35 protein-coding genes are annotated in these 24,944 nt (G+C 68.5%); 14 read left to right on the forward strand and 21 right to left on the reverse strand.

The window, feature by feature from the left end:
• Nucleotides 1-55: 55 nt before the first annotated feature.
• From ABTW65_RS02725 to ABTW65_RS02745, 5 genes are all read right to left on the reverse strand, one after another.
• Complete coding sequence (locus ABTW65_RS02725; protein WP_350658276.1) at nucleotides 56-805, reverse strand: VOC family protein; 750 nt, start codon at nucleotides 803-805, stop codon at nucleotides 56-58.
• Nucleotides 806-901: 96 nt separating this feature from the next.
• Nucleotides 902-1,177 carry a Fe-S cluster assembly protein HesB gene (locus ABTW65_RS02730; RefSeq protein ID WP_350658278.1) on the reverse strand — a complete coding sequence of 92 codons (276 nt, stop codon included), beginning with the start codon at nucleotides 1,175-1,177 and terminating at the stop codon, nucleotides 902-904.
• Nucleotides 1,178-1,261: 84 nt separating this feature from the next.
• The gene (locus ABTW65_RS02735) at nucleotides 1,262-1,669 is read right to left on the reverse strand and encodes an MmcQ/YjbR family DNA-binding protein (protein ID WP_350658279.1); all 408 of its coding nucleotides are present in this window, start codon (nucleotides 1,667-1,669) and stop codon (nucleotides 1,262-1,264) included.
• A gap of 22 nt (nucleotides 1,670-1,691) precedes the next feature.
• Nucleotides 1,692-2,114: a PPOX class F420-dependent oxidoreductase gene (locus ABTW65_RS02740; RefSeq protein WP_350658280.1), complete on the reverse strand. Its 423-nt coding sequence runs from the start codon at nucleotides 2,112-2,114 to the stop codon at nucleotides 1,692-1,694.
• 75 nt (nucleotides 2,115-2,189) lie between these two features.
• Nucleotides 2,190-2,750, reverse strand: a complete 561-nt coding sequence (locus ABTW65_RS02745; protein ID WP_350658281.1) for a carboxymuconolactone decarboxylase family protein — start codon at nucleotides 2,748-2,750, stop codon at nucleotides 2,190-2,192.
• Between the two features lie 45 nt (nucleotides 2,751-2,795).
• Here ABTW65_RS02745 and ABTW65_RS02750 point away from each other — a divergent pair, with 45 nt between their 5' ends.
• Nucleotides 2,796-3,125: a winged helix-turn-helix transcriptional regulator gene (locus ABTW65_RS02750; protein WP_350658282.1), complete on the forward strand. Its 330-nt coding sequence runs from the start codon at nucleotides 2,796-2,798 to the stop codon at nucleotides 3,123-3,125.
• Nucleotides 3,126-3,188: 63 nt separating this feature from the next.
• Nucleotides 3,189-4,607 (forward strand): serine protease, encoded by a 1,419-nt coding sequence (locus ABTW65_RS02755; protein WP_350658284.1) that lies wholly within the window; start codon nucleotides 3,189-3,191, stop codon nucleotides 4,605-4,607.
• A gap of 21 nt (nucleotides 4,608-4,628) precedes the next feature.
• Here ABTW65_RS02755 and ABTW65_RS02760 read toward each other — a convergent pair whose 3' ends face one another.
• A complete protein-coding gene (locus tag ABTW65_RS02760) occupies nucleotides 4,629-4,979 on the reverse strand; it encodes a DoxX family protein (RefSeq protein WP_350658285.1) in 351 nt (116 codons plus the stop codon).
• 129 nt (nucleotides 4,980-5,108) lie between these two features.
• Here ABTW65_RS02760 and ABTW65_RS02765 point away from each other — a divergent pair, with 129 nt between their 5' ends.
• Both ABTW65_RS02765 and ABTW65_RS02770 read left to right on the forward strand, forming a co-directional pair.
• Nucleotides 5,109-5,450: a winged helix-turn-helix transcriptional regulator gene (locus ABTW65_RS02765; protein WP_350658287.1), complete on the forward strand. Its 342-nt coding sequence runs from the start codon at nucleotides 5,109-5,111 to the stop codon at nucleotides 5,448-5,450.
• Nucleotides 5,451-5,492: 42 nt separating this feature from the next.
• Nucleotides 5,493-6,371: an LLM class F420-dependent oxidoreductase gene (locus tag ABTW65_RS02770; protein WP_350658289.1), complete on the forward strand. Its 879-nt coding sequence runs from the start codon at nucleotides 5,493-5,495 to the stop codon at nucleotides 6,369-6,371.
• On the opposite strand, the gene ABTW65_RS02775 is transcribed toward ABTW65_RS02770, so the two are convergent.
• Nucleotides 6,368-7,867 (reverse strand): acyl-CoA carboxylase subunit beta, encoded by a 1,500-nt coding sequence (locus ABTW65_RS02775; RefSeq protein WP_350658290.1) that lies wholly within the window; start codon nucleotides 7,865-7,867, stop codon nucleotides 6,368-6,370. The genes ABTW65_RS02770 and ABTW65_RS02775 overlap by 4 nt on opposite strands.
• Before the next feature lie 71 nt (nucleotides 7,868-7,938).
• Between ABTW65_RS02775 and abmR the strand changes: the two genes are divergently transcribed.
• The gene (gene abmR, locus ABTW65_RS02780; protein WP_350658291.1) at nucleotides 7,939-8,451 is read left to right on the forward strand and encodes an ATP-binding transcription factor AbmR; all 513 of its coding nucleotides are present in this window, start codon (nucleotides 7,939-7,941) and stop codon (nucleotides 8,449-8,451) included.
• Nucleotides 8,452-8,467: 16 nt separating this feature from the next.
• Here abmR and ABTW65_RS02785 read toward each other — a convergent pair whose 3' ends face one another.
• From ABTW65_RS02785 to ABTW65_RS02795, 3 genes are all read right to left on the reverse strand, one after another.
• Nucleotides 8,468-8,977, reverse strand: coding sequence for a hypothetical protein (locus ABTW65_RS02785; RefSeq protein WP_350658293.1), 510 nt, complete (start codon nucleotides 8,975-8,977; stop codon nucleotides 8,468-8,470).
• A gap of 150 nt (nucleotides 8,978-9,127) precedes the next feature.
• On the reverse strand, nucleotides 9,128-9,577 hold the full coding sequence (locus ABTW65_RS02790) for a DUF3592 domain-containing protein (RefSeq protein ID WP_350658295.1): 450 nt from the start codon (nucleotides 9,575-9,577) through the stop codon (nucleotides 9,128-9,130).
• 48 nt (nucleotides 9,578-9,625) lie between these two features.
• A complete protein-coding gene (locus tag ABTW65_RS02795) occupies nucleotides 9,626-10,144 on the reverse strand; it encodes a pyridoxamine 5'-phosphate oxidase family protein (protein WP_350658296.1) in 519 nt (172 codons plus the stop codon).
• 119 nt (nucleotides 10,145-10,263) lie between these two features.
• On the opposite strand from ABTW65_RS02795, the gene ABTW65_RS02800 reads away from it, so the two are divergent.
• On the forward strand, nucleotides 10,264-10,632 hold the full coding sequence (locus ABTW65_RS02800) for a hypothetical protein (RefSeq protein ID WP_350658298.1): 369 nt from the start codon (nucleotides 10,264-10,266) through the stop codon (nucleotides 10,630-10,632).
• Between the two features lie 13 nt (nucleotides 10,633-10,645).
• Here the strand turns inward: ABTW65_RS02800 and ABTW65_RS02805 are convergent, their stop codons facing one another.
• Complete coding sequence (locus ABTW65_RS02805; RefSeq protein WP_350658300.1) at nucleotides 10,646-11,644, reverse strand: GlxA family transcriptional regulator; 999 nt, start codon at nucleotides 11,642-11,644, stop codon at nucleotides 10,646-10,648.
• A gap of 69 nt (nucleotides 11,645-11,713) precedes the next feature.
• Between ABTW65_RS02805 and ABTW65_RS02810 the strand changes: the two genes are divergently transcribed.
• Both ABTW65_RS02810 and ABTW65_RS02815 read left to right on the forward strand, forming a co-directional pair.
• A complete protein-coding gene (locus tag ABTW65_RS02810; RefSeq protein ID WP_350658303.1) occupies nucleotides 11,714-12,274 on the forward strand; it encodes a TetR/AcrR family transcriptional regulator in 561 nt (186 codons plus the stop codon).
• A gap of 105 nt (nucleotides 12,275-12,379) precedes the next feature.
• Nucleotides 12,380-13,201, forward strand: coding sequence for an alpha/beta fold hydrolase (locus tag ABTW65_RS02815; RefSeq protein WP_350658305.1), 822 nt, complete (start codon nucleotides 12,380-12,382; stop codon nucleotides 13,199-13,201).
• A gap of 74 nt (nucleotides 13,202-13,275) precedes the next feature.
• On the opposite strand, the gene ABTW65_RS02820 is transcribed toward ABTW65_RS02815, so the two are convergent.
• Both ABTW65_RS02820 and ABTW65_RS02825 read right to left on the reverse strand, forming a co-directional pair.
• Entirely contained in the window at nucleotides 13,276-14,640 is a 1,365-nt protein-coding gene (locus ABTW65_RS02820; protein WP_350658307.1) for an FAD-binding oxidoreductase, read from the reverse strand.
• 168 nt (nucleotides 14,641-14,808) lie between these two features.
• Nucleotides 14,809-15,189 (reverse strand): nuclear transport factor 2 family protein, encoded by a 381-nt coding sequence (locus ABTW65_RS02825; RefSeq protein ID WP_350658308.1) that lies wholly within the window; start codon nucleotides 15,187-15,189, stop codon nucleotides 14,809-14,811.
• Nucleotides 15,190-15,265: 76 nt separating this feature from the next.
• Here ABTW65_RS02825 and ABTW65_RS02830 point away from each other — a divergent pair, with 76 nt between their 5' ends.
• Nucleotides 15,266-16,045 carry a class I SAM-dependent methyltransferase gene (locus ABTW65_RS02830; protein ID WP_350658310.1) on the forward strand — a complete coding sequence of 260 codons (780 nt, stop codon included), beginning with the start codon at nucleotides 15,266-15,268 and terminating at the stop codon, nucleotides 16,043-16,045.
• Between the two features lie 8 nt (nucleotides 16,046-16,053).
• Here the strand turns inward: ABTW65_RS02830 and ABTW65_RS02835 are convergent, their stop codons facing one another.
• Nucleotides 16,054-17,067, reverse strand: coding sequence for a tyrosine-type recombinase/integrase (locus tag ABTW65_RS02835; RefSeq protein WP_350658312.1), 1,014 nt, complete (start codon nucleotides 17,065-17,067; stop codon nucleotides 16,054-16,056).
• Nucleotides 17,068-17,151: 84 nt separating this feature from the next.
• Here ABTW65_RS02835 and ABTW65_RS02840 point away from each other — a divergent pair, with 84 nt between their 5' ends.
• Entirely contained in the window at nucleotides 17,152-18,150 is a 999-nt protein-coding gene (locus tag ABTW65_RS02840; RefSeq protein WP_350658314.1) for an alpha/beta fold hydrolase, read from the forward strand.
• Here the strand turns inward: ABTW65_RS02840 and ABTW65_RS02845 are convergent.
• Nucleotides 18,131-18,520 (reverse strand): DUF1304 domain-containing protein, encoded by a 390-nt coding sequence (locus tag ABTW65_RS02845; RefSeq protein WP_350658315.1) that lies wholly within the window; start codon nucleotides 18,518-18,520, stop codon nucleotides 18,131-18,133. The genes ABTW65_RS02840 and ABTW65_RS02845 overlap by 20 nt on opposite strands.
• 59 nt (nucleotides 18,521-18,579) lie before the next feature.
• Nucleotides 18,580-18,882: a hypothetical protein gene (locus tag ABTW65_RS02850; protein WP_350658318.1), complete on the reverse strand. Its 303-nt coding sequence runs from the start codon at nucleotides 18,880-18,882 to the stop codon at nucleotides 18,580-18,582.
• A gap of 26 nt (nucleotides 18,883-18,908) precedes the next feature.
• Here ABTW65_RS02850 and ABTW65_RS02855 point away from each other — a divergent pair, with 26 nt between their 5' ends.
• Nucleotides 18,909-19,115 (forward strand): hypothetical protein, encoded by a 207-nt coding sequence (locus ABTW65_RS02855; RefSeq protein ID WP_350658320.1) that lies wholly within the window; start codon nucleotides 18,909-18,911, stop codon nucleotides 19,113-19,115.
• Here the strand turns inward: ABTW65_RS02855 and ABTW65_RS02860 are convergent.
• A complete protein-coding gene (locus ABTW65_RS02860; protein ID WP_350658321.1) occupies nucleotides 19,112-19,468 on the reverse strand; it encodes a TraR/DksA family transcriptional regulator in 357 nt (118 codons plus the stop codon). The genes ABTW65_RS02855 and ABTW65_RS02860 overlap by 4 nt on opposite strands.
• Nucleotides 19,469-19,579: 111 nt before the next feature.
• Between ABTW65_RS02860 and ABTW65_RS02865 the strand changes: the two genes are divergently transcribed.
• Nucleotides 19,580-20,533 carry an SMP-30/gluconolactonase/LRE family protein gene (locus ABTW65_RS02865; protein ID WP_350658323.1) on the forward strand — a complete coding sequence of 318 codons (954 nt, stop codon included), beginning with the start codon at nucleotides 19,580-19,582 and terminating at the stop codon, nucleotides 20,531-20,533.
• A 2-nt stretch (nucleotides 20,534-20,535) separates the two neighbouring features.
• Here the strand turns inward: ABTW65_RS02865 and ABTW65_RS02870 are convergent, their stop codons facing one another.
• Nucleotides 20,536-21,051 carry a putative immunity protein gene (locus ABTW65_RS02870; protein ID WP_350658324.1) on the reverse strand — a complete coding sequence of 172 codons (516 nt, stop codon included), beginning with the start codon at nucleotides 21,049-21,051 and terminating at the stop codon, nucleotides 20,536-20,538.
• The gene (locus tag ABTW65_RS02875; RefSeq protein ID WP_350658325.1) at nucleotides 21,048-21,437 is read right to left on the reverse strand and encodes an MmcQ/YjbR family DNA-binding protein; all 390 of its coding nucleotides are present in this window, start codon (nucleotides 21,435-21,437) and stop codon (nucleotides 21,048-21,050) included. Before ABTW65_RS02875 ends, ABTW65_RS02870 begins: the two co-directional genes overlap by 4 nt.
• Before the next feature lie 81 nt (nucleotides 21,438-21,518).
• Here ABTW65_RS02875 and ABTW65_RS02880 point away from each other — a divergent pair, with 81 nt between their 5' ends.
• On the forward strand, nucleotides 21,519-22,133 hold the full coding sequence (locus tag ABTW65_RS02880; protein ID WP_350658326.1) for a GyrI-like domain-containing protein: 615 nt from the start codon (nucleotides 21,519-21,521) through the stop codon (nucleotides 22,131-22,133).
• A 118-nt stretch (nucleotides 22,134-22,251) separates the two neighbouring features.
• On the forward strand, nucleotides 22,252-23,625 hold the full coding sequence (locus ABTW65_RS02885) for a lipase family protein (RefSeq protein WP_350658328.1): 1,374 nt from the start codon (nucleotides 22,252-22,254) through the stop codon (nucleotides 23,623-23,625).
• Here ABTW65_RS02885 and ddaH read toward each other — a convergent pair.
• Nucleotides 23,616-24,386, reverse strand: coding sequence for a dimethylargininase (gene ddaH / locus ABTW65_RS02890; protein WP_350658330.1), 771 nt, complete (start codon nucleotides 24,384-24,386; stop codon nucleotides 23,616-23,618). The two genes, ABTW65_RS02885 and ddaH, sit on opposite strands and share 10 nt — an antisense overlap.
• A gap of 13 nt (nucleotides 24,387-24,399) precedes the next feature.
• Nucleotides 24,400-24,894 carry a GNAT family N-acetyltransferase gene (locus tag ABTW65_RS02895; RefSeq protein WP_350658332.1) on the reverse strand — a complete coding sequence of 165 codons (495 nt, stop codon included), beginning with the start codon at nucleotides 24,892-24,894 and terminating at the stop codon, nucleotides 24,400-24,402.
• Nucleotides 24,895-24,944 lie beyond the last annotated feature (50 nt).

A 24,944-nucleotide genomic window follows, 5' to 3' on the forward strand; every position in this document is an offset into this window, starting at 1 on the left:
TGCCAGATCGGCCCGAAACGCCGCTCGCGGCCGCCGTGTCTCGAGGAGATACGCCCTAGGCCACCCGACCCGTCACCGGGTCGCGATCGGTGAGGCAGTAGATCTGCCCGTACGGAGCGCGCATCACCGTCCACCACTCGAAGACGCCGACCGTGTCGGCGCCGAGCGCCTCGTGGCGGCAGGTCTCCGAGGCACGGTTGGCGACCGCTAGGTCAGGATGCGCCCCGACCTCGCCGTCCTCGTCCTCGAGCCGCTGCAGGAGGATCCGGAGCCCGCCGTGCGGATCGGGGTCGGCGAGGCGTACGAACTCGGGGGTCTTGGCGGGCTCGGGCGTCCGCCCGGTGACCGCGGCCCAGAAGGCGACCTCCTGGTCCCAGCGGGAGCGAGGGATGTCGATGCACACCTGGTCGAGGACCCGCTCCGGCTCCGAGCGCGCGAAGCGCGGACGCGAGCCTTCGCCGAGCGTGTGACAGAAGAGCATGCCGCCGGGAGAGCGCATCACCGGAACACCGTCGTACGTCCATTGCGGACTCGCTCCGTGGGACGTCGACCGCTCGACCGCAGCCTCACGGTCGGTGGCGTCGAGGTCGACATGAATCCGCGGCTCGCCGTCGTCGAGAGCCTGCATCTTCAGCCAGGAATCGCCCGTCTGCGGCACGAGGGTGAGGAACTGGTCGTCCTCGCCCCTCGGCGGCGAGAGCGCCCATCCTGTCGCCGCCGACCAGAATCCGACCGCCTCCTCCCATCGTTCACGCGGGACGTCGAGGAAGAGATGGAACCAGGCAGGTTCGCCGGTGGTGCTCATGTCCGCGACCCTACGCGGGCGGCGAGTCGAATGTGGCCGAAAACGACGTACGCCGGGGTGCACCGCGACTGCGGCACACCCCGGCGTAGCACGGGATCAACCCTGCTGAGAGATCCCGAACTGTACGTTGCCGGAGGCATCCATCCCGGCGTCGAGGACCTTGTCGTCGAGCTCGGCGGCAGCGCCCTGGTCGAGGAAGACCCGCGCACCTTCCTGCTCGATGACCTGGTCCTCCGCCTCGGCGGTCGGGACGAGAGCGGCGCTCAATGCGCCGTCCGGTTCTGCGTTGGAGGCGAGCCGGAGGCCGGCGCCCTGGGCTTGCTCGGAGATCGAGCGGACGATCGTGGTGGCGTTCTCGGTCAGCTGAAGCATGTCGAGATCTTCCATGGTTGGGTACGGAGTACCCGCTCCACCATTCCTCACAGATCGGCCTCATTCAAGCCCGGCATGCCGCGCTCAGGCGTCCCAGCCCTCCGGACGGAGCTTCTTCGGGAGCTTCGAGACGACCGTGGCGTACGACTCGTCGACCGCTTCCAGGAGCTCCTCGTCCGGGATCGCGCCACCCCAGGCGAGGTCGTTCCACCCCGAGCGGCCGATGTAGCTGGTGACGGTCACATCGTCGGGATAGCGCAGCAACCACTCGTCGGCGATCTCCCGGGACGGTCCGCACTTCAGCCCCACTTTCGTGTCCCCGAGGAACGCGAAGATCTTGCCGCGCTCGCCCGGCCCGACCTTGATCACCGGGTGCTCGTGGTCCCACGGGTTGTCCGGCCAGGCACCCGGCTTGGTGAGGCAGTAGGCCTGCAGCGACGTCACGTCCATGGCGCCCATGGTGCCACCGACGGAGGCCGTGGGGACCGCCAATTCGGCCGGCCTTCCGGCTGGGTCAGCCGAGGTCCGCGCCGTAAACCTTCGTGACGGCGATGGTGATGAGCACGCGGCGGTCCTTGACCATCACCTCGCGGTATTCCTCCCAGTCGGGGTGCTCGCCGGCGCCGCGCCGGTAGTAGTCGACGAGCGCGTCGACCTCTGGGCTGTCGGGGGAGGTGCCGGGACCGGTGAGCGTGACAGTGCCCTCGGCCGTCGCCCAGGACCGTCCTCCGGGGCCATCGACCTCGATCGCCGCTCGCGGGTCGCGGCGGAGGTTCTTGGTCTTCACCAGCCCCTCGCGGGTGGAGATCAGGATCTCGCTGCGCTCGCGGTCGTAGTACTGCCACACCGGCGAGAGCTGCGGTAGCCCGTTCGCCTTGATCGTGGCCAGGATCCCGTGGCGGGTCGTGGCGAGCAGCTCGTGCGGGTCGAACGTCATCTGGCGTGCCTCCTCGATGCGGTCTGTGCCGGATAGAAGGCGCTCCGGCACCAAATCCTTCCCTTCCCGGTGTGATCACCGAGGGATGGCGTCGGTCCCGGGTTCGAGAGGAAGGCGAAGGGTGCGTACGGCGTAGGAGATCGCGTGGTACCAGCCGGTGAGCAGGGTGATCTCGAGCGCCGCATCCGTGCCGACCGCCTCGACCAGCTCGGACCAGGTGGCGTCGTCCAGCTCGTTGTCGTGGTGCAGGGCGTCCACGGCGGCGATCACCGCGGCATCGGACGGCTCGCGCCAGCATGGATCGTTCGCCGTTCCCGCCCCCAGGGAACGGAGCTGGGCCTCGTCGAGCTCGGCCTTCGCGCCGAACGTCGTCACGTGGATGCCCCACTCGTAGTCGGCGCCGCACAGGGCAGTCGTACGCAGGATCACGATCTCGCGGTGGCGCAGTGTCATCGCCGCACGCCGGGACAGGTAGTAGGACCCCCAGCCGGAGATCCCGCGAGCGAGATCCGGTCGCCGGGCGAGGACTCGAAAGAGCTGGATCGGCGGTCCGAGCAGGTCGAGGGCGGCGGCGGTCTCGTCGTCGTACGGCGGTTCGAGCGGTTCAACTCGAGGTTGCTTCGAATTCAGAGGCATATCTGGCACACTAGGTCACATGCTTCGAAAAAGAAAGCAGATGCCATGACCACCCCACTTCCCGGGAAGCCCGTTCGGGGCTCCACCACGGGCCGGCCGATCATGGCCCTGCTCGACCTGCTGGGCCGCCGCTGGACCCTGCGCGTGATCTGGGAGCTCCGCGAAGAGACGGCTGCGCCGACGTTCCGTGACCTGCAGATCCGGTGCGGGGGAGTGTCCTCGAGTGTGCTCTCCGCGCGTTTGCGTGAGCTGACGGGGGCCGGGGTCGTGCAACATCGCGGCGACGGGTATCGCCTGAGCGAGACCGGTCGCGACCTCCTCCGCAGACTCGAGCCGCTGGACGAGTGGGCCACCCGCTGGCACCCGAGCGATTAATCGGCGGCGGTGTCGTCGGAGACCCGCTAGGTTGCCGAGGACCCGCACCGAAGGAGACCCCACATGCGTGCATTGATCGGCCGGATTCTGGTGGCGATGGGGCTGGCATCCCTGCTCCTCGTCACACCCGCCAGCCCCGTGGCAGCCGCCGAGGACGACATCCTCGACCGCCTACTCGCCATCGAAGGCGTCAGCCTGATCCAGGAGAAGCCCGTCCAGGGCTACCGCTACTTCGTCCTGAACTTCACCCAGCCGGTCGACCACCGGCAACCTGATGGTGACACCTTCCAGCAGCGGTTCACCGTGCTCCACAAGGACACCGCCCGCCCCACGGTGTTCCAGACAAGCGGCTACAACGTCTCGACCAATCCTGGTCGCAGCGAGCCGACCCGCATCATCGACGGCAACCAGGTCTCGATGGAGTACCGGTTCTTCACCCCGTCGCGGCCCGACCCGGCCGACTGGGACGACCTCGACATCTGGCAGGCCGCCAGCGACCAGCACGCCATCTTCAAGGCGCTCAAGCCGATCTACTCCGCCAACTGGCTCGCCACCGGCGGCTCCAAGGGCGGCATGACCGCCACGTACTTCGAGCGGTTCTACCCCCGTGACATGGACGGCATCGTCGCCTACGTCGCGCCGAACGACGTGGTCAACCGCGAGGACTCCGCCTACGACGAGTTCTTCGCCACCGTCGGCACCGAGGACTGCCGCGACCGGCTCAACGGCGTCCAGCGCGAGGCGCTCGTCCGCCGCGAGGCGCTCAAGACGAAGTACGCCGAGCTGGCCGCAGCCGAGGGCTACACCTTCGACACCGTGGGCAGCCTGGATGCTGCGTACGAGATGGTCGTGCTCGACTACGTCTGGGCCTTCTGGCAGTACGCCGGCACCGCCCAGTGCTCGAACATCCCCGCCGACGCGGCGACCGCCAGCGACCAGGCGATCTGGGACTCGATCGACTACTACTCGGGCTTCAGCTTCTACACCGACCAGGGCCTGAGCCCCTACACGCCGTACTACTACCAGGCCGGCACCGAGCTCGGTGCGCCGACGATCGGGTTCCCGCACATCGAGGACGAGCTGATCCGCTACGGCTATGCGCCGCCGCGCAGCTTCGTCCCGCGCGAGATCGACATGCGGTTCGACCCGTCCGCGATGCGTGACGTCGACTCCTGGGTGCGCAAGCACGCCAACCAGATGCTCTTCGTCTACGGCGAGGCCGACCCGTGGGGTGCCGAGCGCTTCCGCCCGGGCATCTTCGCCAACGACTCCTACGTCTTCACCGCGCCGGGCATGAACCACGGTGCCAACGTGGCCGGCCTGGTCGCCGACGAGCGCGAGCTCGCCACCGCCCGGATCCTGGAGTGGGCGGGCGTGGCGAGCGCCGCGGTCGAGGCCGACGCGTCGAAGGCGAAGCCGCTGGCCACCTACGACGCGAAGCTCGACAAGCGTGACCTCAAGCGGGAGCCCCTGCTGCGCTGACCGAGGCCGGCGTCTCCGGGATCAGAGCGACAACACCCGGAGAACGAGCGCCACGACGGAGACGAGGGCGAGAGCCACCGTGGGCACAGAGCCCTTGGCGTCGCCGGCCCGCAGGTGGGTGATGATCGCGCCGATGAAGTAGAGCGCGAGCGCCCCCGCGGCCGCGACGCCGAGGGCTCCGACCCAGTTGCCGACGATGAGGCCGATGGCGCCGAGAATGAGGAGAGCGCCGAGAACGGGCACGTGCTTGGCGGCGACGCCGAGCCCACCCATCTGCTCGACCAGGGCCTGCTGCCGGGTCACCTTGGCCGTCCCGGATGCCAGGCAGACGAGGGCGAGCAGGGACGAGACGACGATGTACGCGATGAACACGCGTGTACTCCTTTGGGTGACCCGCTCGGGCGGGTGATCTCGAGGCCGGTCGATGGGCCGGCAACCGCAGAGTCTGTGTGCGGCGGCGACGCCTTGGCAACTAGGGCATTAGCAACTTATCCTGAGTAAGTGACCATCAACGCTGCCCAGATCGACGGGAAGTCGTGCACCGTCTTCCAGCGCACGCTCGAGCGCGTCGGACAACGCTGGTCCGGGGCTGTGCTCTATGCCGCGGTGGGCGGTGCGCGCCGCTTCGGTGAGTATCGGCGTACGGTCGAGGGGATCTCCGACCGGATGCTCGCCCTGCGCCTCAAGGAGCTCGAGCGCGACGGCTTCCTGGTGCGAGAGGTGATCCCCTCGACCCCGGTCCAGGTCCTCTACCGGCCGACCCCGGTCGGGGCGGAGCTGATCGCCGCCCTCCAACCGCTGGGGGAATGGGGCCACAAGCACCTGGCAGATCTGCCCGATTGAGGGCTTGTCTTCGAGCGCGCTCGAAGACATAGCGTCTGAGGTATGGATCTTGGACTCCACTACTTCTCGTTCACCCACCCCGAGTGGGAGACCACCCTCGCCGACAAGCTGACCGAGACCGCCCGCATCGCGGACCAGGGCGGCGTCGACCTGCTCACCGTCATGGACCACTGGTTCCAGATGGAGCAGGCCGGCGGCCCGTTCGAGCCGATGCTCGAGGGCTACACCACGCTGGGCTACCTGGCCGGGATCACCGACAACGTACGTCTCAGCCTCCTCGTCACCGGAGTGACCTACCGCCACCCGGGGCTGCTCGCGAAGATCGTCACCACGCTCGACCGGCTCTCCAGCGGCCGCGCGCTGCTGGGCATCGGTGCGGCGTGGTACGAGCGTGAGCACCAGGGGCTCGGCGTGCCGTACCCGTCGACCGCCGAGCGGTTCGAGCGCCTGGAGGAGACCCTGGAGATCTGCCGCCAGATGTGGTCGGAGAACGACGGCGCCTACGAGGGCAAGCACTTCCAGCTCGCCGAGACGATCTCGCTGCCGCAGCCGGTCAACGGCACGGTCCCGGTCCTGATCGGCGGCGGAGGCGAGAAGAAGACGCTCCGCCTGGTCGCCAAGTACGGACAGGGCGCCAACCTCTTCGGCGGCCCCGGCCCCGAGGCGGTCGAGTCCGTCAGACACAAGCTCGAGGTGCTGCGCGGCCACTGCGACGACCTCGGCACCGACTACGACGCGATCGAGAAGACCATCCTCTACCAGGGCCCCTCGGTCGAGGACCCCGACGCCTTCCTGAAGTCGATGGAGGAGTACGCAGCCCTGGGCGTCACGCTCGTCGGGCTGATGCCGACCCCTTACGTCGACCCGGTGCCGTGGACCACCTCGCTCGTCGACCTGGTGCCGCGGTTGAAGGAGATCTAGGAAGCCCGTCGAAGCGTGGCGGCGATGACGCTGCGGGTCTCGGCAGGGTCGATGACATCGTCGATCTCGAACATCCGTGCGGCGTTGAGCGCGCTGGCCTGCTTGCGGTACTCCTCGGTGAGCGTGGCGACGCGCTCCTCACGTTCGGCCTCGGGCAGCTCAGCGAGCTCGGCGGCCATGGAAAGGCGTACGGCGCCCTCCAGGCCCATCGGGCCGAGGTGGGCGTCGGGCCAGGCGACGGTGAGCAGCGGGCGATGGGTGCTCCCGCCGAGCATCGCCTGCGCGCCGAGCCCGTAGCCACGGCGCAGGATCACCCCGACCAGCGGAGTCGACAGCTGCGCGCCGGCGACGACCATCCGGGACGCGTGGCGGACCAGACCGCCGCGCTCGGCGTCTGGGCCGACCATGAAGCCCGGGGTGTCGACCAGCGATACCACCGGGAGGCCCCAGCGCTCGCAGAGCACGAGGAAGTCGGCGGCCTTGACCGACGCGTCGCTGGTGAGCGCTCCGGCAAGGTGGGTCGACTGGTTGGCGATCACCCCGGCCGCGATCCCGTCGATTCGCGCCAGCGCGGTGACCAGCTCGGGGGCGTACGCCTCCCGGAGCCAGGTCACCGAGTCGAAGTCGGCGAGGGCCTCGACGACCGGGCGTACGTCGAAGGCCTCGCGGTCGTTGTGGGGGAGGAGGGTCCGCAGGTCGGCTTGGTCGCCCGCCTCGCCGCCATCGGCGGTCGGCTCGAGGTAGGAGAGGATGCTGCGTACGGCCTCGACGGCTGCCGCCTCGTCGTCGACGAGCAGGTCGATGACGCCGTTGGCGGTCTGGTCCTTGGCCGGTCCGATCTCCTCCGGCGCGAAGTTCCCCAGCCCGCCGCCGGCGATCATCGCGGGACCGGCCATGCCGAGGTTGGCGTCCGGGGTGGCGATGCGGAGGTCGGCACTGCCGGCCAGGACCGCGTTGCCGGCGAAGCACCGTCCGGAGACGACGGCGATCCGGGGCACGACGCCCTCGAGCTCGCCCCAGAGCGCGAACGAGCCGACGTCGAGAGCGGAGACCAGCGGGATGTCCGTGTCACCGGGTCGACCGCCGCCGCCCTCGGTGAAGAAGACCGCCGGCAGCCGCATCCGCCCGATGACCTCGATCAGCCGGTCCGACTTGCGATGCCCGCGCATGCCCTGCGTACCGGCCATCACCAGGTAGTCGTAGGACAGCACCGCGCACGGCTTCCCGGCGACGGTCGCGGTCCCCCCGACGATGCCGTCAGCGGGCGTATCGACGACGAGCTCGGCTAGCTCGCGGCGACGCTCCTGAGCCGCGGTGATGAACCTCCCGTACTCGACGAACGAGCCCGGGTCGATCAGGTCGGCGATGTTCTCCCGAGCCGTACGCCGCCCCTTGGCGTGCCAACGGGCGACCTTGTCGGCTCGGGCCGCGTCCGTGGTCAGGAAGCGGCGGGCGTGCAACTCGGTCAGTCCCGTGGCAGGCGTGTCGTCGGTCACGGGCACATGGTGCCATGGGCCAGATGTCGGCTTCCTTGAAAGCGCTCGATGCGCGGAGTAAGAATAATTACATGCTTACAACTGAGTTGCGTGGGTGGTTCAGCGGACGACTGCCCGATGGTGTGTACGACGAGATCGTCGATGTGGTGGTTGACCGCGAGGAGATCACCGTCATCGGGCGGATCAAGGAGCCGAAGACGGCCGAGGGCGCTTCGGACGAAGAGCGAGTTGCTGCCAACGAGGGGCGGGCGAGCGAGTTTCGCGAGCGCACCCGTGAGGACCGCATGGCGGTCGCGCGGCAGGCCGAACGCAAGTTCGACCGGAAGGTGTCGTGGGCAGTCGAGATCGGGGGAGAGCGGCACCTCTTCACCAATGTTTCGGCGCCGGTCATGACCCGACTGCGTCAGCCCGAGCGCGCCGTCCTCGACCTGTTGGTCTCGGGCGGCGTCGCCCGGAGCCGCAGCGATGCGCTCGGCTGGTGCGTCAAGCTCGTCCAGCAGCACTCGAGCGAATGGCTCGAGGAGCTCCAGCAGTCGCTGGTCAACGTCGAGCGAGTGCGCGCCAACGGTCCCGACAAGGACTGAGACGTGAAGCCGGTCGTCAGTCGACCGGCTTGCCGAAGGAGAAGGTGCCCGGAACGGTGACGGTCGCCTGGGTGTCCTCATCGGTGACCGAGATGTTCGACCACGTCGACACCGTGTGCACCGCCTCCTGTCCGTTGGGGCAGTCGAGAACGGTGCTAGGCGCGGGCGCGGTTACCGTCAACGAGCCGGTCACGTTGCCGTTCTTGGCAGCCGTGAACTCGCCGGACTTCGAGTAGTCACCGCTGATCACGGTCTTCTTCGGGTCATCCGGGTTGTGGCCACCACGGTTGACGCACTGATAGGTCGCGTCGAGGTGAGCGGTCACGGTGATCGTCTCTACCGAACCGCTCTCGAGGCCGGCCTCCTTGAATGCGACGGTGACGGAGGACAGGTCGGCGTCGGTGACCTTGGTCAGGTTCTTGATGAAGTGTGGGCTGCCGCTCGCGAGGGCCGGTGCGGCGGCCAGGGCCGTCGCACAAGCGGTGGCGGCGATCGCGGTGAAGATGCTTTGGATGCGCATGCTCATGTTCCCCCAAGATGAAGTGCCCTGGGCGCAGTTACCCGGACGCTGTGGAGTGTGGCACGGCGATTCGACGCGCATCCATAGCCCTTTCGGCCTATTCAGGCGGTATCTAGTGCGAACGCGCGCAAACACATCGACCTGGCCCCTCGGCCATCAGACGACGGTGGCGCCTGTCAGCGCCCAGCCGATCATGGCGAAGACACCGCCGAACAGCGTGAACGGGATCGCCATCGCGACCAGGCAGCCGATGGGTGCGCCTTCGGATGCGACCATCGAGCGACTCGGGTCCAGCGGATCGACGACGATCGCCAGGGGGAGTGCAGGCCCGTCGACCGCGAACCGCTGGTTGTCCAGGGCGCCCTCGCCGGCGTACTCCTCGCCGTTGGGGCCTCGGTACTCGTAGTGCGCGATCAGTTTGGTCCGTGAGCCGCGCTGTCCGCTGCTCACCCTGCGGGTCTCGAACTCGCGGATCGTCGCTGTCGCCGGCGTCCAGGTTCTGAGCCGCTGGCGCTGGATCACGCCAAAGATGACGAACGAGATCCCGAAAGCGGCAAAGACCAGGCCGAAGAGGAAGAACGCCCAACCGATCACCATGGTCGTCATGGAACCACGCACGACAGGCCAGAGGAGTGCAACGGCTCGCGGGAGGTCCTAGTGGGAACGGGCAGCTTCTCGCTCAGCGCGCTGCTGGACCAGCTCCTCGACCTGAGTCGGAAGCGTGGTCTCGAAGTCGATCAGCTTCGCCCAGGTCGGGGTGACGACGATCCGGACCATGCTGTCGTACAGCGAGCGGACCTCGGCCTCCCAGACCACGCGCTGCTCGGGCGTCATCTCGTAGGAGCCGTTCATCTGGAGGTACTCCCAGGGGATTCCCTCGACGAGGTCGAGCTCGACCGTGCCGCGGATGAACAGGATCTTGGGTGGGTGCACCTCGGTGTCGATGGTCAGCGCCACCGTCGGGTTGTGGCGCAGCGAGATGAGCTTGGGGGAGTTGGGCGTGGTGCACATGACGACCTCTGAGCCGTTCCAGGCGAACCCGATCGGGACGGCCCTCGGGGTGCCGTCCTTGGCGACGTACGCCAGGCGGGTGAGGTCACGCGCCAGGAGCTCCTGGCTCAGCGGACGGCTGAGAACCTCGTTGATCTCGGCGGGCTGCATGGTGTTCGACATCTGCTTCTCCTCGGATGCGGGCGACCTCGGCTGGTCGCCTTCATTCCGTGAACGGAGTCGTTCGCGTCGCCTCTACATTCTGAGCAACAGATGACCAGCCGTCGGACAGGATGGTTCTCATGGACTCTGAGAGTGCGCGGCGCTCGGCCGCCTTCGTAGGACTCGCCACGCTGCCGATCGGGGCAGCGATCCTCTTCGCGCCCGATCGGGTGGGCCGGGCGCTGAAGCTCGGTGACCACCCCACGGTGCTGCGAGCGATCGGTGTCGCGGACCTGGCGCTCGTGCCCGGGCTGCTGGTGGGTCGCCGCAGGCTGCCGTGGATGGCGGCTCGCGCCGGGCTCAACGTGGCGATCGCGGCGTACTGCGTGAGCCTCGCGCGCAGCGAGGGCAACATCGGGCCGAAGATCGCAGCGCCGGCACTGGCGCTCGCCACTGCTGCCGATGCCCGGACGATCCTCGCCCTGCGGGGCGAGAGTCGCGGGTCCTGAGCGGCTGCGCGGTCTAGGTCCCGCTCGACACCATCGTCGCCGTGGGCGCTGCGACATCGATCTGGGTGCGGAAGCGTCGGCGGTAGGCCGAAGGCGAGACACCCAGGCGTGCGACGAAGGTGCGCCGGAGGGCCTCGGCGCTCGAGAACCCGGCATCGGATGCCGCCTGCGCCACCGAGCAACCCGCTTCCAGCCAGCTGCGCGCCAGGTCGAAACGGACGCTGGCGGCGTACTCGGCAGGGCTCATCCCGACCTCGTCCTGGAAGAGGCGGGTGAGGTGGCGGGGGCTGATGTTGACGTGGCGCGCCAGTGAGATGACGCTGTGCCGGTACGACGGATCCTGGGCGATGAGCTCGGTGATGACACGCACCGGGCTGTCGGGCACCGCGACGGCGCGCAGGGGAGCGGAGAACTGGGTCTGCTCGCCCGAGCGCCGCAGGTAGATGAGCAGCCCCTGCGCGGCCCGGCGGGCCGTTGCTGCACCGAGGTCGTCCTCGACCAGGGCGAGCGCAAGGTCGATGCCGGCGGCGACGCCGGCCGATGTCGCGACGTAACGATCGCGTACGAAGATCCGGTCAGGCTGCACATCGACGCGGGGGAACCGACGCGCCAGGTCGTCGGTGAACTTCCAGTGCGTGGTCGCGCTGCGCCCATCGAGCAGGCCGAGCTCTGCGAGCACGAATGCGCCGCTGCAGATCGACACGACACGGCCGGCCCGATCGGCCAGCGTTGCCGCGGCGGTGAGCAGCTCGTCGGTCACGAAGACCGACGGTGCCCGCTCGCTGCCCGGGACGATGAGCGTGTCGAGGGGTGGGGCGTCGGCCGCGGAAGAACTCACCGCGACACCGCCACCGACCGACGTCGTCACCGCGGCGCCCGAAGGCGAGAGCAAGACCACCTCGTACGCCTTCGTCGCCTGGTTGGCCTCCACGAAGACCTCGGCGGGACCGACATAGTCCAGCGCTTTCACGCCGTCGAACAGGAGGAATCCGATCCGCCTCGTACCAGCCATCAACGTCCTCTCTGAGTTATGGAATGAGTATTCCATAACGTCCACGGCGATGACCGGTAGATTCGGGGAATGGCCAGACCTCGGGAGATCTCAGTCACAGCGGTACGTGACGCGGCACTCGACGTGTTTCGCGAGCACGGCTACGAGCGCGCCTCCATGCACGACCTCGCCGAGCACACGGGCGCGGGCAACGGCAGCATCTACGCGGCGTTCGGGAGCAAGCGTGGGCTGTTCCTCGCGGCCCTCGAGGCGTACTGCGGCGGCCGGATCACGCTGACGAACGAGGCACTGGCGGGGGAGGACGGTGCACGTGAAGCCGTACGCCGCTACCTCCGCCGCATCGCCGACGACTGCACAGCAGATCCGCGGCGGCTCGGCTGCCTCATGGTGCGGTCGCTGGCAGAGCTCGCCGACCGGGACCCCGAGGTGGTCGGCATCTGCCGGCGGACCCTCGGCGCGATGGAGGAGCGGATCGCGGCCCGCATCGGAACCGGCACCGGAGCAGGCACGCTCGCCCACGAGATCCTGCTCTTCTCGCAGGCTCTGATCCAGGCCGGGGCCACCGCGACGTCACGGCGAGAGCTGCGCGAGTCGGCAGACGCGTACGTCGACCGGCTCGTCCTGGCCTGACGCGTCCGATTCCGAGGGATTCGCGGCCGCTCCGGCAGGCGACTCTGTGCGGGGTGCGCGGCGACGATGGTGGTGTCCTCGCTGCACCGATCAAACAGGAGCACCATGCCCTTCTTCACCACGTCCGACGGCACCGACATCCACTACTCAGACTGGGGGTCCGGTCAGCCGATCGTGTTCAGCCACGGCTGGCCCCTGAGCTCCGATGCCTGGTCGCTCGAGCGCAAGACGCTCGCCGACGCCGGCTACCGGGTGATCGCCCACGACCGCCGTGGCCACGGAAAGTCCGCACAGCCCTGGCAGGGCAACGACATGGACACCTACGCCCGCGACCTCGCCGAGCTCGTCGAGCATCTCGACCTGCGTGACGCGGTCTTCGTCGGCCACTCGACCGGCGGGGGAGAGGTCGTACGTTGTGCGGCGCAGCACGGGAACGGCCGCGTCGCCAAGGTCGTCACGATCGGAGCGGTGCCGCCGATCATGCTTCAGACCGAGGCGTACCCTGAGGGCCTTCCGATCGAGGTCTTCGACGGGATCCGGGCCGGTGTGCTCGCCGACCGCTCGAACTTCTACCGTGAGCTCGCGCCGTCGTTCTTCGGCTTCAACCGCGAGGGTGTCGAGACGTCGCAGGGCGCGATCGACGACTTCTGGCGCCAAGGGATGCTCGCCGGCATCCAGGCGGCGTACGAGTGCGTGGCGGCCTTCTCAGCGACCGACTTCACCGAGGACCTCAAGGCTCTCGACGTGCCGATCTTCATCGCTCACGGCGACGACGATCAGATCGTGCCGATCGGGAACGCGGCGCTGAAGTCGATCGAGCTCGTCAAGGACGGCACGCTCAAGGTCTACCCGGGCGCGCCGCACGGGATCTTCGGTACGTACCAGCAGGAGCTGATCCAGGACATCCTCGACTTCATCAAGAAGTGATCAAGGAGTGACTCCGCGGGTGCGGTGCCGCCTCGAGCGGTGCCGCACCCGGTCCTCGATCCAGGGATCAGCGCTCAGGGCGCGATGTTCTGGTTGTGGCTGAACAGGTTCCCCGGGTCGTAGGCCTGCTTGACCTTCCTGAGTCGCGCGTAGTTGCTGCCGTAGGTGTCGGTGACGCGGCCCTGGTCGTCGTCGGACATGAAGTTCACGTACCCGCCGGCCTCGGAGTGCGGCGTGAGCGCGTCGGCGTAGTCGCGGACCCAGGCGATGTTGGCGGCGTCGTCGGAGGCGTCCGGCCAGGCGGAGACGATGACCGTCGAGAACTTCGCGTGCCGGTAGGAGAACGCGGTGTCCGTCGCGCCGACACGGGAGGCGGCGCCGTTGATCGGGTACAGGTGCATCGTCGAGCTCGCGTTCGGCGCCTTCGGGCCGTGGGCCAGGTGCACCTCGATCGCTTCGTCGGTCAGCTCGGTGACGTAGTTGCCCTTCCAGTAGCTGCGTACGCCATGGGGGAACAGGTCGTCGAACGCGCTGTTGAGCCACGGGTACGGCATGGGGGCGACCATCTCGCCGACACGCGGCGCGAGGTCACGGAACTGCTGCATCGCGGCTTCGCCCTCCTCGGTCGGCCCACTCCAGTGGACGACGGCGACGCAGAACGTGTCGCCGTGGCGCTCCTCCGGCAGGAAGGGGAGGGGAGGGGCCACCTGGAATGCCGGGAAGCCACCGCAGCGCTCGTCGGCTTCGGTGACCCAGGTGCGGAACAGGCGCAGCAGGTCGCCGGCGTGCTCCAGCTCGTAGAAGAAGAGTCCGACGGCCGCCTGGTCCACGGGGTGCAGGTCGAACTCGAAGGCCGTGACGACCCCGAAGTTCCCGCTGCCTCCGCGCAGCGCCCAGAACAGGTCGGAGTTCTCGGACTCGCTGGCGCGGCGGAGCTGCCCGTCGGCGGTGACGACGTCGACCGACCGAAGATTGTCGATCGAGAGCCCGAAACCGCGCGTGAGGTATCCGATGCCACCGCCGAGCGTCAGACCGCCGACGCCGGTCGTCGAGACGATCCCGCCCGGCATGGCGAGGCCGTGAGCATGGGTGGCTTCGTTGAGGTCGGCCAGGGTTGCGCCGCCACCCACGCGAGCAGTTCGAGCGTCGGCATCGACCTCGACGGAGCGCATGGGGGACAGGTCGATGACCAGGCCGTCATCGATCGTTCCGAAACCGGGTGAGCTGTGCCCGCCGCCGCGCACGGCCAGCGGCAGGCCGGTGTCGCGGGCGAAGTTCACCGCAGCGATGACGTCGTCGGCGTCCTCGGCCTGCAGGACGGCGACCGGGCGACGGTCGATCATTCCGTTCCACACGGCTCGAGCGGTTTCGTAGTCGGAGTCGTCGGGCGTGATGACACGCCCTCGTACGTGGTCGCGAAGTTCAGTAGTAGGTGTCATGACGCCAGCGTCATCCGCAGCGATCGCACCTCCCTGTCCTGAGACGCCACGTCATCCAGTTCCGGTACGAGAGGGGTGACTTCAGGACTTGACTTGACATAATGTGCATTATCGGCGAATCGAGCGATAATCGTCTCCGCACGTCAAGTGCCGTTCTCGGCTTGGGGCTTATTGCTCGTCGCGCCACGTACCGGTCCAGTCATACAGCGGAGCGGTGGTGGCGTACTCGCGGAGGTAGGCGATGCGATCGCCGTCGAGCCTCGCAATCGTGGATCCCTCGAAAACGGCTGCTTGGCCTCGCCAGGTGCACGCGAAACTCCATTCAGCCATCACGAAGTCACCGGCTGCGGCAATCGTCGTGATGTCCCAGGCGTCGACGCGACCGCCGGCGGCAAACCACGCGTGCATCCATTGCTCCACGCGTGGGCGACCCCGATAGACGGGTCCATAGGACTCGATCACTACGCAGTCATCGGTCAGCGTGGCCAGCACCGCGTCGACGTCGTGGCGCCGCCAGGCATCGATGTAGGTGTGCAACTGAGTCACCACTCGGCGACCTTAGCGGGTCGGCCGGTGCGCCACAGAGCGAATTGTGGCGGATAGCAAGCAAGTAAGGTGCGCTGTTGTGGCAGATGACTTCGACCCAATCGCACACAACCGGGTTGCCTGGGACGAGCTGGTCGACAGCGACAACGAATGGTCCCGGCCGGTTGGTCCCGAGGTCATCGCCAGGGCACGTGAAGACGACTGGTCGGTGGTTCTGATCGGCCACGAACCGATCCCGCGTGACTGGTTCCCGTCCGAGCTGGCCGGTGTTCGGGTGCTCTGCCTTGCTTCCGGCGGTGGCCAGCAAGGCCCCGTCCTCGCGGCAGCGGGCGCCACGGTGACCGTCTTCGACAACTCGCCCAAGCAGCTGGCTCGAGATGACGAGGTAGCTGCTCGTGACGGGCTGGAGCTTCGTACCGTCCTCGGCGACATGCGCGACCTCAGTGTCTTCGACGACGCCAGATTCGACGTGATCGTCAACCCGGTGTCGAACCTGTTCTGCCCCGACCTGACGCCAGTCTGGCGGGAAACGTTCCGGGTGCTGCGCCCTGGCGGGACGCTCATGGTCGGATTCATGAACCCGGACGTCTACATCTTCGACGAGGTGGCGCTCGACCGGCGGGAGCTGGTGGTACGTCACCGACTGCCCTTCAGTTCGCTCGATCTCTCTGAGGCCGACCGGATGCGCGCCTATGGAAGCGGCCCCATCGAGTACAGCCACTCGCTGACCGAGCAGATCGGTGGGCAGCTGGCTGCAGGGTTCATCCTGACCCATCTCAGCGAAGCGCCGCACCACGCAGACGTCACGGCGCAGCACATGCCCGGCTACATAGCGACCCGTGCGGTGAAGCCTGGGTGATCACCGGTTCAGTCAGGTGGTGGCGCAGCCGTCTCTCGCAGGACCTCACGCGCCGGTGAGAGCAGGACGGCGTCGCGGGTGTCGGCGGCGGTCGCCTTGACGTAGATCCCGGTCGTCTTGAGGTCCTCGTGACCGAGCAGGCCCTGCACGGCAGGCACCGGTACGCCGGAACGGATCAGTCCCTTGGCGGCGCTGTGTCGAAACGCGTGCGCGGCCTCGCCCGGCTGCTTCGGGACACCGGCGAGCCGGATCCAGGTCTCGACCAGATGGTTGAGCGCACCAGGACGCAGTTGCTTGCCCGAGGTCAGTACGAACAGGCTGTCGGCCGTGTCACGAGCGCCGAAACGGGCCTCAAGCTCGGCCAGATAGAGGTCGACCGCATCCACGGCCTCGGGCGGCAGCGGCAGGTTGCGCTGCTTGTCGCCCTTCCCGATGACCCGCACCAGCGTCTCGCCGTCGGGCTCGCGACGGATGGCGCCGATGGTGAGACCGCACAGCTCCGCGGCACGTACGCCTGTGGTGACCAGCACCGCGAAGATCGCCCGGTCACGAGCCGGCCAGCGACGTCGGTCGGTGCCTTCGCGCGGCGTCGATGCGACCCGCGCCAGGCGGCGGAGCTCGTCGACGCTCCAGCCGGCGGGCAGCCGACTGGGCCGCTCGGGTGCCTCGATACGCAGCGTGGGGTCCACCAGCAGGTGTCCCTCGAGCTGCAGCCAGTGGGTGAAGAGCCGCAGCGTGCCGACGCGGCGCTGGCAGGTGGCTGCAGCCGAGCTCTCCCGCAGCGACCTGTAGGCGATGCGTACGTTCTGGTCGGTCAGCGCGGAGATCGGCACCAGCGCCAGCACCTCGGCATCAGGCTCGCCGCCCGCGTCGACGTGCAGCTGCCGTGCCCACGCGGCGATGTCCTGCCGGTAGGCACTGCGCGACTTGTCGTTGAGTCCGCGGCGCGTGAGTGTCGCCCGGTCGGTCAGGAAGTCCTCGACGACATCGCCGAACATCACACCATCGTCAGGTACGCTCACATCCCCCGATATTACAGTCTTTTCGAACATTTCTGCGATAGGGGGTACTATCGCGGAAATCCGATGAGGTGGCAGACTCCAGCCGTGGCCGACACCGCTGTAACTCACCGCACCGAACACATCAACGGAATCGACCTTCACTGGGTGGAGTCAGGACCGGCCGACGGCCGACTCGTGCTCCTGGTCCACGGGTTCCCGGAGTCCTGGTACTCGTGGCGCCACCAGATCACCGCGCTCGCCGACGCGGGCTACCGGGTGGTCGCGATCGACGTACGTGGATATGGCGGGTCCTCGAAGCCGCGTGCCATCGAGGACTACCGGATGCTGCGTCACGTCGGCGACAACGTCGGCCTCGTGCACGCCTTGGGCGCGGAGACGGCCACCATCATCGGACACGACTGGGGCGCTCCCATCGCCTGGACAACGGCTCAGCTGAGGCCCGACGTCTTCACCGCCGTGGCCGGTCTGTCGGTGCCGTTCAGTCCGTCCGGGCGCCGTCGGCCGACCGAGGCGATGGCGGAGGCCGGCGGTGACGACGAAGACTTCTACATCTCCTACTTCCAGACCCCGGGTGTCGTCGAGGCCGAGATCCTGCCCGACGTACGCCGCTGGCTGCTCGGCATGTACTACTCGATCTCCGGCGACGGTGTGCTCGCCGCCGGCGGGGATCCGCGCGGAGCGCTCGGGCTGGTGCCACGCGGCGACCGGCTCTCGGACCAGTTCGTCTACCCCGCCGAGATGCCCGAGTGGCTGACCGAAGCAGATGTCGACTTCTACGCCGCCGAGTTCGCCGACTCCGACTTCTTCGGTCCGCTCGCGCGCTACCGCAACATCGACCGCGACTGGGAGGATCTCGCGGCCTTCGGTGACGTGCCGATCACCGTGCCGTCGCTCTTCGTCGCCGGCGAGTACGACGGCCCGGCGATCACCGGCCGCCGTCAGATCGAACGCTTCGACCAGACCCTGCCGGGACTCACTCGGATGGCGGTACTCCCCCAGTGTGGACACTGGGTCCAGCAGGAGCGCCCCGAGGAGACCAACCAGCTCCTGCTCGAGTTCCTGGCTAGCGCAGCGCCACGCTGATCGCCAGGACGACGACGGCGAGCAGCGGGATCACGCCCTGCTTGAGGGCCGCGCTGCGCTTGTCGGGCGAGAAGACGAACAGCACCGCCGCGGCGGCTGCCATCGAGCCGGCTCCCGCGAAGACCAGGGTGGCGCCGACGGCTGCGGAGCACACCGGGTACAGGACGATGCCGATCGCGGTGACGATGGCGAGGAAGAGGTTGTAGAAGCCCTGGTTGAAAGCCAGCTCCTTGGTCGCCTCGGCCTCTTCGGCGCTGATCCCGAACACGGCACGCGTCTTAGGGCTCGTCCAGGTCAACGACTCCATGACGAAGATGTAGACGTGCAGCAGGGCGGCCAGCGCGGCGAGCACCAATCCAGCAACGACCATCACAGACCTCTTCCGGGTTGGGTGCTCGAGCACCAGAGGAGGCTGACAGTAACCGATCCTCAGAACCGCACCGGGAACACCTCGGTGCGCGCGACCGCCGCGTCGCGTTCGGCGCTGAGTGCCGTACGCCGCTCGTCGTTCATGTAGGCGTCCAGCGAGGCCTGGTCCGGGAACCGAAACAGCTGGACCTCGTCGGGCTGCCCGGGGGCGTCGTCGGCGATCGCGCGGTGCACCACTTCCCCGCCGTGCTCCGAGATGAGCCGCAGGACACGGTCCTCGTAGGCATGGAGGGCCCCGGCCTCTCCCCCGTGCGCCCACAGCAGACAGCACAGGCGGATCGAGTCTTCGGGTGCACCTGACATAACCGTCACCGTATCGAAGAGCACGCATGAACGCGGCCGACATCGGGTACCTGCGCGCAATGACGAGCTACGTCCTGGACATGGTGGGCGCCACGGTCGTGGTGCTCCTCGTCTTGATGGTGCTCGCAGCCGCAGCCGGTTTCCTGCTCGCGCGGCTGGAAAGACGGCGCGCACGCCGGATCCACGACGATCTCGTCGAGATGCGCGATCAGCCCGGTCGCCACCGCCGCTAGCGCACCCGTGCCCTCGGCTTCCCGGCACAGCTGATGCACGTGCGGGCCACCGGCCGCGCCTCGAGCCGGCCCTCGCCGATCGGCCGCCCGCACTCCTCGCAGGTCCAGTACGTGCCCGCGTCCACGCGCTCCAGCGCCGCGTCGATCTCTGCCAGATGCTCTCGCGCCTGACGAACGAGCGCTTGGACCTGGGACCGCTCGAACGCGATCGTCGCGCCCTCCGGATCGTGCTCGTCGTCGGCGTTGGTGTCGCGCGAGGCCGCGACGACGGCGTCGAAGTCGTCGCTCAGGTCTGCCAGGCGCGCGAGCGTCTGCCGACGCTCCGCCTCGAGCCGCACGCGAGCCTGATCCATGGGGTCGACAGTAATTGGCATGGCGCCCAGGTGACGATCGGGCCAGCATCGTCGGTAGGTCGCAGGTCTCGGCTGCCACTGCATCGCCCGCACCGAGTCAAGGAGCGTTCCATGAACCGACGTCTACCGATAGCCGTAGCGATCGCGATGACCGCGATCACCGCGCTGCCCGCCACCGCGGCCGCGGCGTCCGACCCGCACCTCCCTGATACCTATGTCGTCTCCGAGGAGCCCGGATTCCAGCCTGAAGGCATCGAGGTCACCCCGAACGGCACCATCTACGTCTCCAGCATCGGCAACGGTGACGTGCTGCGAGGCCACGTGACGAGCACGCGGTTCGAGCTGTTCGCCTCCGGCGCCGCTGCAGGCCGTGCACATGCGGTGGGGCTGCACGCGGATTCGCACGGCCGGCTGTACGTCGCGGGGCAAACCCAGCTCGACGTCTACCGCGCCGACGGCACCTTGCTGACGACGCTGCGCCCGGAGTCCGGACCGGTCGGCGAGCCGTTCCTCAACGATCTCGTCATCACGCCGCACGCGGTCTACGTCACCGACTCAACGAACGCGGTGGTGTGGCGCGCACCGCTCGGGGACGAGATCGGTCCGCTGGAGCGATGGTTCGACGCGCGTACGGTCGTGCCGGGGTTCCCGCCGGAGTTCATGTACCTCAACGGCATCGACGCCTCCGAGGACGGCGAGACGCTGCTCGTCTCGTCGCAGGGCCTCGAGAAGCTGATCCGGGTCGACGTCGCGGATCGCTCCGGTGAGCTGGTGGACCTCGGCGGGCACAGCTTCGGCCCCGACGGCATCGAGCTGCGCGGCACGACCCTCTACGCCGTCCTGAACTACGCGGCCCCGGGCGGCGCGCAGGGCGTGTACGTCGCCGAGCTCGACGAGACGCTGCGCCACGGTCAGGTGATCGCCTCTGCCGCCGAGGGGTTCGCCACGCCGACGACCCTGGCCGTGACCCGCGGCCGGGTCCTGGTGGTGAACAGCCAGATCGATGACGGAGCCGGCACTCCCCCATACACGATCTCCGCGGTCGACGACCCCATCGCGGACTGACCTCAGCAGTCGAAGACCGACCAGCAGATCTCGTTGCGGATCCGCTGGTCGTCGAGGACGAGGTCGCGGATCGGGTCCGGGAGCTGCTCGCGCTGCCAGCGGCACTCCCGGCGCCCGGCCTCGATGGCCTCGCCGGGAGGCGCGGCGTCGCGTACGGCCTTGATGGCGTACGCGGCCGCGCCCAGGTCGTGGGCCGCGACATGGGCGACCACGCCGGCCTGGCCGGCGGCGTAGGCGGCGTTGCGGGCGGCGCCGTGCAAGGGCCGGGCCGCGCCCATGGCGTGACCGCCGAGAGCGCGAGCCTCCATCATCTTCAGCTCACCGCGGGTCCAGGCCCGCGCCGCCTCGATGGCCTCGCGCGGACGTGGGTCGTCGGGGCACTCCGCCTCGAAGAGCGGAAGGACGTGCTCCGCGCAGGTCGCAGCCCACAGCGCGAGCAGATGGTGGTCGGCGTCGGTGAGCGTGCCTCCGCGGCGGACGGTGATCAGGCGCGGGTCGCGCTCCTTGGCCAGGATCATCGCTCTCCCCCGGTCTCCGGGCGGTCCGGTCCGGGGCCGTCGGGATGGGTGAGGTCGTAGGCGGCGGCGACCTTCTTGGGTACGCAGAGGCGCCAGGCGTCGACGACGAACTCGCATGCCTCGACCGGGTCGAGCGCGGCCAGGGACGACTCCACCCAGTTGAACCGCATCTCCGACTCGCGGGGCAGGTGGAACCTGTCGGGCGCGCTGGCGACCAGTGCGGCACGCTCCTCCTTCGGAAAGCCGAACCCCATCTCGGTCTCGTCCAGGGAGAAGGCGACATAGACGATCGAGCCGACCCGGAACTTCAGCCGGCCGCGTACGAAGACCTCGTAGGACCGCTCCAGGCTCGAGCCGAGCCAGCGCACGTCATCCACGGTTGCCATGTCCGGAGCGTAGGCGCAGACTCCCCCGACAGCACCCGAGTTTCGCGCCCATCGGCCTCGACGGCGCGACATCATGGCTTCATGGCGGCGAAGGTGGATCTGAAGAAGACGCTCGACAGCTATCGGGCACGTCAGGGTGAGTTCCGGGTGCTCGAGGTGCCGCCACTCCCCTACCTGATGGTCGACGGGCATGGTGATCCCAACACCGCCCAGGAGTACGCGGATGCGCTCGCGGCGCTCTATCCGGTGGCGTACAAGCTGAAGTTCGCCAGCAAGAACGAGGGCCGTGACTACGTGGTGCCACCGCTGGAGGCGCTGTGGTGGGCCGAGGACATGGACGCGTTCACCCGGGCACGGGACAAGTCGCAGTGGGACTGGACGGCGATGATCATGACGCCCGACTGGATCACCGAACAGATGTTTGACGAGGCGGTCTCGAAGGTCGGCGCCAAGGACCGTCCGGCGAGCCTGGACAAGGTGCGGCTGGAGACACTCAACGAAGGCACCTGCGTGCAGACGCTGCACATCGGTTCCTACGACGACGAGGGTCCGGTGCTCGAGGAGCTGCACGAGCGGTTCATCCCCGAGAACGGGCTGCGGATGACCGGCAAGCACCACGAGATCTATCTCGGTGATCCGCGGCGGGTGGAGCCCGCGAAGCTCCGGACGATCCTGCGCCAGCCGGTCGCCTCATAGGGCCCGCGAAATCTCGGTGTACAAGTGTGGACTGAAACCCTTGTCAGCGTGACGACGCTCACATTACTCTTCAGTAACTCGGGACGAAGCGGTCCCGCTTACGTGAGGAGAGTCCCCCATGGCTCAGCACGCATCGAGGCTGTTCGTGAAGCGTCCCGGCAAGCACGCCGCACGCACCCTGGTGACGGCTCTGGCCGTCGCCGCTGTCATGCCCGCCGCCGTGGCCGCGCCGGCAGAGGCCGCCGACCAGAGCACCGCCGTCGTCTCCCGCGGCGTCGAGATCCCGGAGTTCTACAACCCACCGGCCGAGCTTCCCGCGGCGGACGGTGAGCTCGTACGCACCGAGCCACTCCCCCTCGGCGTCGGGCTCTCGATCCCCGGCATCGGCTCCCTGCCCGGCACCGCGACCCGGGTCATGTACAAGACGACCGACAACAACGGCGCCGCGGCTGCGGTGACCGGCGCCTACATCGAGCCGTTCGCGGCCTGGAGCGGTGCCGGCGACCGGCCGCTCGTGGTCGTCGCGCCCGGCACCATGGGTCAGGGCGACCAGTGCTCGGCCTCACTGGGGCTGGAGCGTCCGATCCTCTTCAACGGCAAGACCGTCTCCGTGGGCTACGAAGACATCGGGATCTACCGTCTCCTGGCACGCGGTGTGGCGGTGATGGTCACCGACTACGTCGGCCTGGGCGCCACCGACCGGCTCCACACCTACGTCGACCGCGTCGACGGCGGTCACGCCGTCCTCGACGCCGCGCGGGCAGCGCGCGCGGTCCCGGACGCATCGGTGACCACCGGGTCGCGGGTCGCGCTCTACGGCTACAGCCAGGGCGGCGGCGCGACCGGGTCGGCCTCCGAGCTCGCCGCGACGTACGCCCCCGAGATCAACCTCGTCGGCGCCTACGTCGGCGCACCGCCGGCCGACCTGCGGGCGACCGCGGACGGCATCGACGGTTCCGCGCTGGTGGCGGCGCTGGCCTGGACCATCAACGGTCTCGCCCAGTCCAACCCCGAGTTGCGCCCGATCCTGGACGAGAACCTCAACGCGGCCGGCCACGCGGCGCTGGAGGACCTCTCGACAGCGTGCGTCGCGGACGGCATCTTCCGCTACCCGTTCCAGCGGAGCACCAGCTGGACCACGACCGGCGAGAGCCTCGACGACATCATCGAGCGCGAGCCGGCGGTGCGGGCGATCATCTCCGAGCAGAAGCTCGGGCACCTCGCCCCGCGGATCCCGGTACGCCTGGCCACCGGCACCCAGGACGACATCGTCCCGCACGAGCAGTCCCGGCAGCTCGCCGTCGACTGGTGCGGTCAGGGAGTGAAGGTGACCTACCAGGCGGTCGTCCTGCCCAACCTCGGCGACGGACTGGTCACCAACCACGTCACCCCGCTGCTCGTCGACCAGACCGCCGCGATCAACTGGATCACCGACCGGGTCAAGGGTGTCGCCGCTGGATCCAACTGCGCGTCGATGCCCGTTCAGCCCTGAGCGGTTCGTAGCCGCACGGACAGGCAGGTGACGCAGCCTTCGAGCTTCTCGAACTCGGAGATGTCGACCGGCACGACCGTGTAGCCACGCCCCTCGAAGATCGCTCGGCTCAGCGGTGCCGAGGCAGCCATCAGCAGCGTGCGGCCGTCGAGGACGACCACGTGGGAGCCCGATTCCTCCGGGACCGGCAGGAACCGGGCTCCCCACACGCTCGGGTCGTCGACCAGCGGCTCGTGGCCGATGACGGTGCCGTCGGGCAGCGCGGTGACGGCCGACTTGAGATGGAGCACCTTCGTGAGGGGGACGGCGAGGACCTCGGCGCCCAGCGGTGCGAGCAGTGCCCGGAGCTGCGCGATCCCCTCGGCGTTCGTACGTCCGCCCTCCCCCACCCACACGGTGTGGCCGTGCTTGAGCACATCGCCGCCGTCGAGAGTTCCGGGTGCCTCGATGTGGGCGATCCGATAGCCCCGCGCGCGGACGGCTTCCTCGGCCGCGTCGATCTCCGGGCGTCGTTCCAGCGCACCCGGTCGGCTGATCACGGCCAGGTCCCCGAAGACGACCATCGTGTCCTCGACGAAGACCGAGTCCGGGCAGTCGTCGGCCGGATCGACCTCGTGGGTGGTCCAGCCGGCGGAGCGCATCGCGGCGACGTACGCCTCCCACTGCTCGTGGGCGAGATCTACGTCGACCGGGCTCCGCTCGATGTGGGTGACGAGCCCGTCGGCGAGGCGGGGCGAGGGGCGGCGTACGAGAGCGTGCATGGGTGAAGTATCCCTACCCGATCCAGAACCGGAGCTCGTTGCCGAGCTGTTCGTCGATCACCCCGCCGTTCTTCTCGATCACCCGCCGGGACGGCTCGTTGGAGGGAGCACACGTGAGCAGAGCGCGCGAGACGCCGTGCTCGCGGGCCTTCTCGAGGCCGAGCTCGAGCATCCGGGTCGCGTGGCCCTGGCGCCGCCACGGGGCGACGACGTGGTAGCCGATGTGACCGCCGTCGACGGCGAGCTCCGGTGTCAGCGTGTGGCGTACGACGAGGGTGCCGAGATAGTGATCCTCGGAGACGTACCAGTAGACCGTCGACATCACGTCCCAGCGCTCCTTGTCGTAGTCCCTGGCAGCGACGAACGCGTCGAAGTCCTCGCTGGCGGGCCCGAGCCAGTCGGTGTCGGTGCCACGCAGCAGACAGTCGGCCTGTTCGCCGGTGAGATAGGAGGTGCGTACGGCCGTCGTCGGACGGACCAGGCGAGGTGGTTCGCTCAGCGTGATCATCGCCGGCCAGGCAACCACACGGCATGCTCCGAGCGCACCAGATTTTGACG

The organism is Nocardioides sp. NPDC127503, from assembly GCF_040302165.1.
Lineage (GTDB): Bacteria > Actinomycetota > Actinomycetes > Propionibacteriales > Nocardioidaceae > Nocardioides.

What these genes read in the sequence shown, in the direction of transcription:
- ABTW65_RS02755 (WP_350658284.1), top strand. Translation starts at nt 3,189, where the DNA reads ATGCGTGCATTGATCGGCCGGATTCTGGTGGCGATGGGGCTGGCATCC.
- ABTW65_RS02820 (WP_350658307.1), bottom strand. Translation starts at nt 14,640, where the DNA reads ATGACACCTACTACTGAACTTCGCGACCACGTACGAGGGCGTGTCATC.
- ABTW65_RS02875 (WP_350658325.1), bottom strand. Translation starts at nt 21,437, where the DNA reads ATGGCAACCGTGGATGACGTGCGCTGGCTCGGCTCGAGCCTGGAGCGG.
- ddaH (WP_350658330.1), bottom strand. Translation starts at nt 24,386, where the DNA reads ATGCACGCTCTCGTACGCCGCCCCTCGCCCCGCCTCGCCGACGGGCTC.
- ABTW65_RS02740 (WP_350658280.1), bottom strand. Translation starts at nt 2,114, where the DNA reads ATGACGTTCGACCCGCACGAGCTGCTCGCCACGACCCGCCACGGGATC.
- ABTW65_RS02860 (WP_350658321.1), bottom strand. Translation starts at nt 19,468, where the DNA reads ATGGATCAGGCTCGCGTGCGGCTCGAGGCGGAGCGTCGGCAGACGCTC.
- ABTW65_RS02870 (WP_350658324.1), bottom strand. Translation starts at nt 21,051, where the DNA reads ATGATCCTGGCCAAGGAGCGCGACCCGCGCCTGATCACCGTCCGCCGC.
- ABTW65_RS02885 (WP_350658328.1), top strand. Translation starts at nt 22,252, where the DNA reads ATGGCTCAGCACGCATCGAGGCTGTTCGTGAAGCGTCCCGGCAAGCAC.
- ABTW65_RS02770 (WP_350658289.1), top strand. Translation starts at nt 5,493, where the DNA reads ATGGATCTTGGACTCCACTACTTCTCGTTCACCCACCCCGAGTGGGAG.
- ABTW65_RS02750 (WP_350658282.1), top strand. Translation starts at nt 2,796, where the DNA reads ATGACCACCCCACTTCCCGGGAAGCCCGTTCGGGGCTCCACCACGGGC.
- ABTW65_RS02800 (WP_350658298.1), top strand. Translation starts at nt 10,264, where the DNA reads ATGGACTCTGAGAGTGCGCGGCGCTCGGCCGCCTTCGTAGGACTCGCC.
- ABTW65_RS02815 (WP_350658305.1), top strand. Translation starts at nt 12,380, where the DNA reads ATGCCCTTCTTCACCACGTCCGACGGCACCGACATCCACTACTCAGAC.
- ABTW65_RS02730 (WP_350658278.1), bottom strand. Translation starts at nt 1,177, where the DNA reads ATGCTTCAGCTGACCGAGAACGCCACCACGATCGTCCGCTCGATCTCC.
- ABTW65_RS02805 (WP_350658300.1), bottom strand. Translation starts at nt 11,644, where the DNA reads ATGGCTGGTACGAGGCGGATCGGATTCCTCCTGTTCGACGGCGTGAAA.
- ABTW65_RS02790 (WP_350658295.1), bottom strand. Translation starts at nt 9,577, where the DNA reads ATGACGACCATGGTGATCGGTTGGGCGTTCTTCCTCTTCGGCCTGGTC.
- ABTW65_RS02895 (WP_350658332.1), bottom strand. Translation starts at nt 24,894, where the DNA reads ATGATCACGCTGAGCGAACCACCTCGCCTGGTCCGTCCGACGACGGCC.
- ABTW65_RS02845 (WP_350658315.1), bottom strand. Translation starts at nt 18,520, where the DNA reads ATGGTCGTTGCTGGATTGGTGCTCGCCGCGCTGGCCGCCCTGCTGCAC.
- ABTW65_RS02880 (WP_350658326.1), top strand. Translation starts at nt 21,519, where the DNA reads ATGGCGGCGAAGGTGGATCTGAAGAAGACGCTCGACAGCTATCGGGCA.
- ABTW65_RS02810 (WP_350658303.1), top strand. Translation starts at nt 11,714, where the DNA reads ATGGCCAGACCTCGGGAGATCTCAGTCACAGCGGTACGTGACGCGGCA.
- ABTW65_RS02745 (WP_350658281.1), bottom strand. Translation starts at nt 2,750, where the DNA reads ATGCCTCTGAATTCGAAGCAACCTCGAGTTGAACCGCTCGAACCGCCG.
- ABTW65_RS02725 (WP_350658276.1), bottom strand. Translation starts at nt 805, where the DNA reads ATGAGCACCACCGGCGAACCTGCCTGGTTCCATCTCTTCCTCGACGTC.
- ABTW65_RS02795 (WP_350658296.1), bottom strand. Translation starts at nt 10,144, where the DNA reads ATGTCGAACACCATGCAGCCCGCCGAGATCAACGAGGTTCTCAGCCGT.
- ABTW65_RS02865 (WP_350658323.1), top strand. Translation starts at nt 19,580, where the DNA reads ATGAACCGACGTCTACCGATAGCCGTAGCGATCGCGATGACCGCGATC.
- ABTW65_RS02850 (WP_350658318.1), bottom strand. Translation starts at nt 18,882, where the DNA reads ATGTCAGGTGCACCCGAAGACTCGATCCGCCTGTGCTGTCTGCTGTGG.
- abmR (WP_350658291.1), top strand. Translation starts at nt 7,939, where the DNA reads ATGCTTACAACTGAGTTGCGTGGGTGGTTCAGCGGACGACTGCCCGAT.
- ABTW65_RS02855 (WP_350658320.1), top strand. Translation starts at nt 18,909, where the DNA reads ATGAACGCGGCCGACATCGGGTACCTGCGCGCAATGACGAGCTACGTC.
- ABTW65_RS02785 (WP_350658293.1), bottom strand. Translation starts at nt 8,977, where the DNA reads ATGAGCATGCGCATCCAAAGCATCTTCACCGCGATCGCCGCCACCGCT.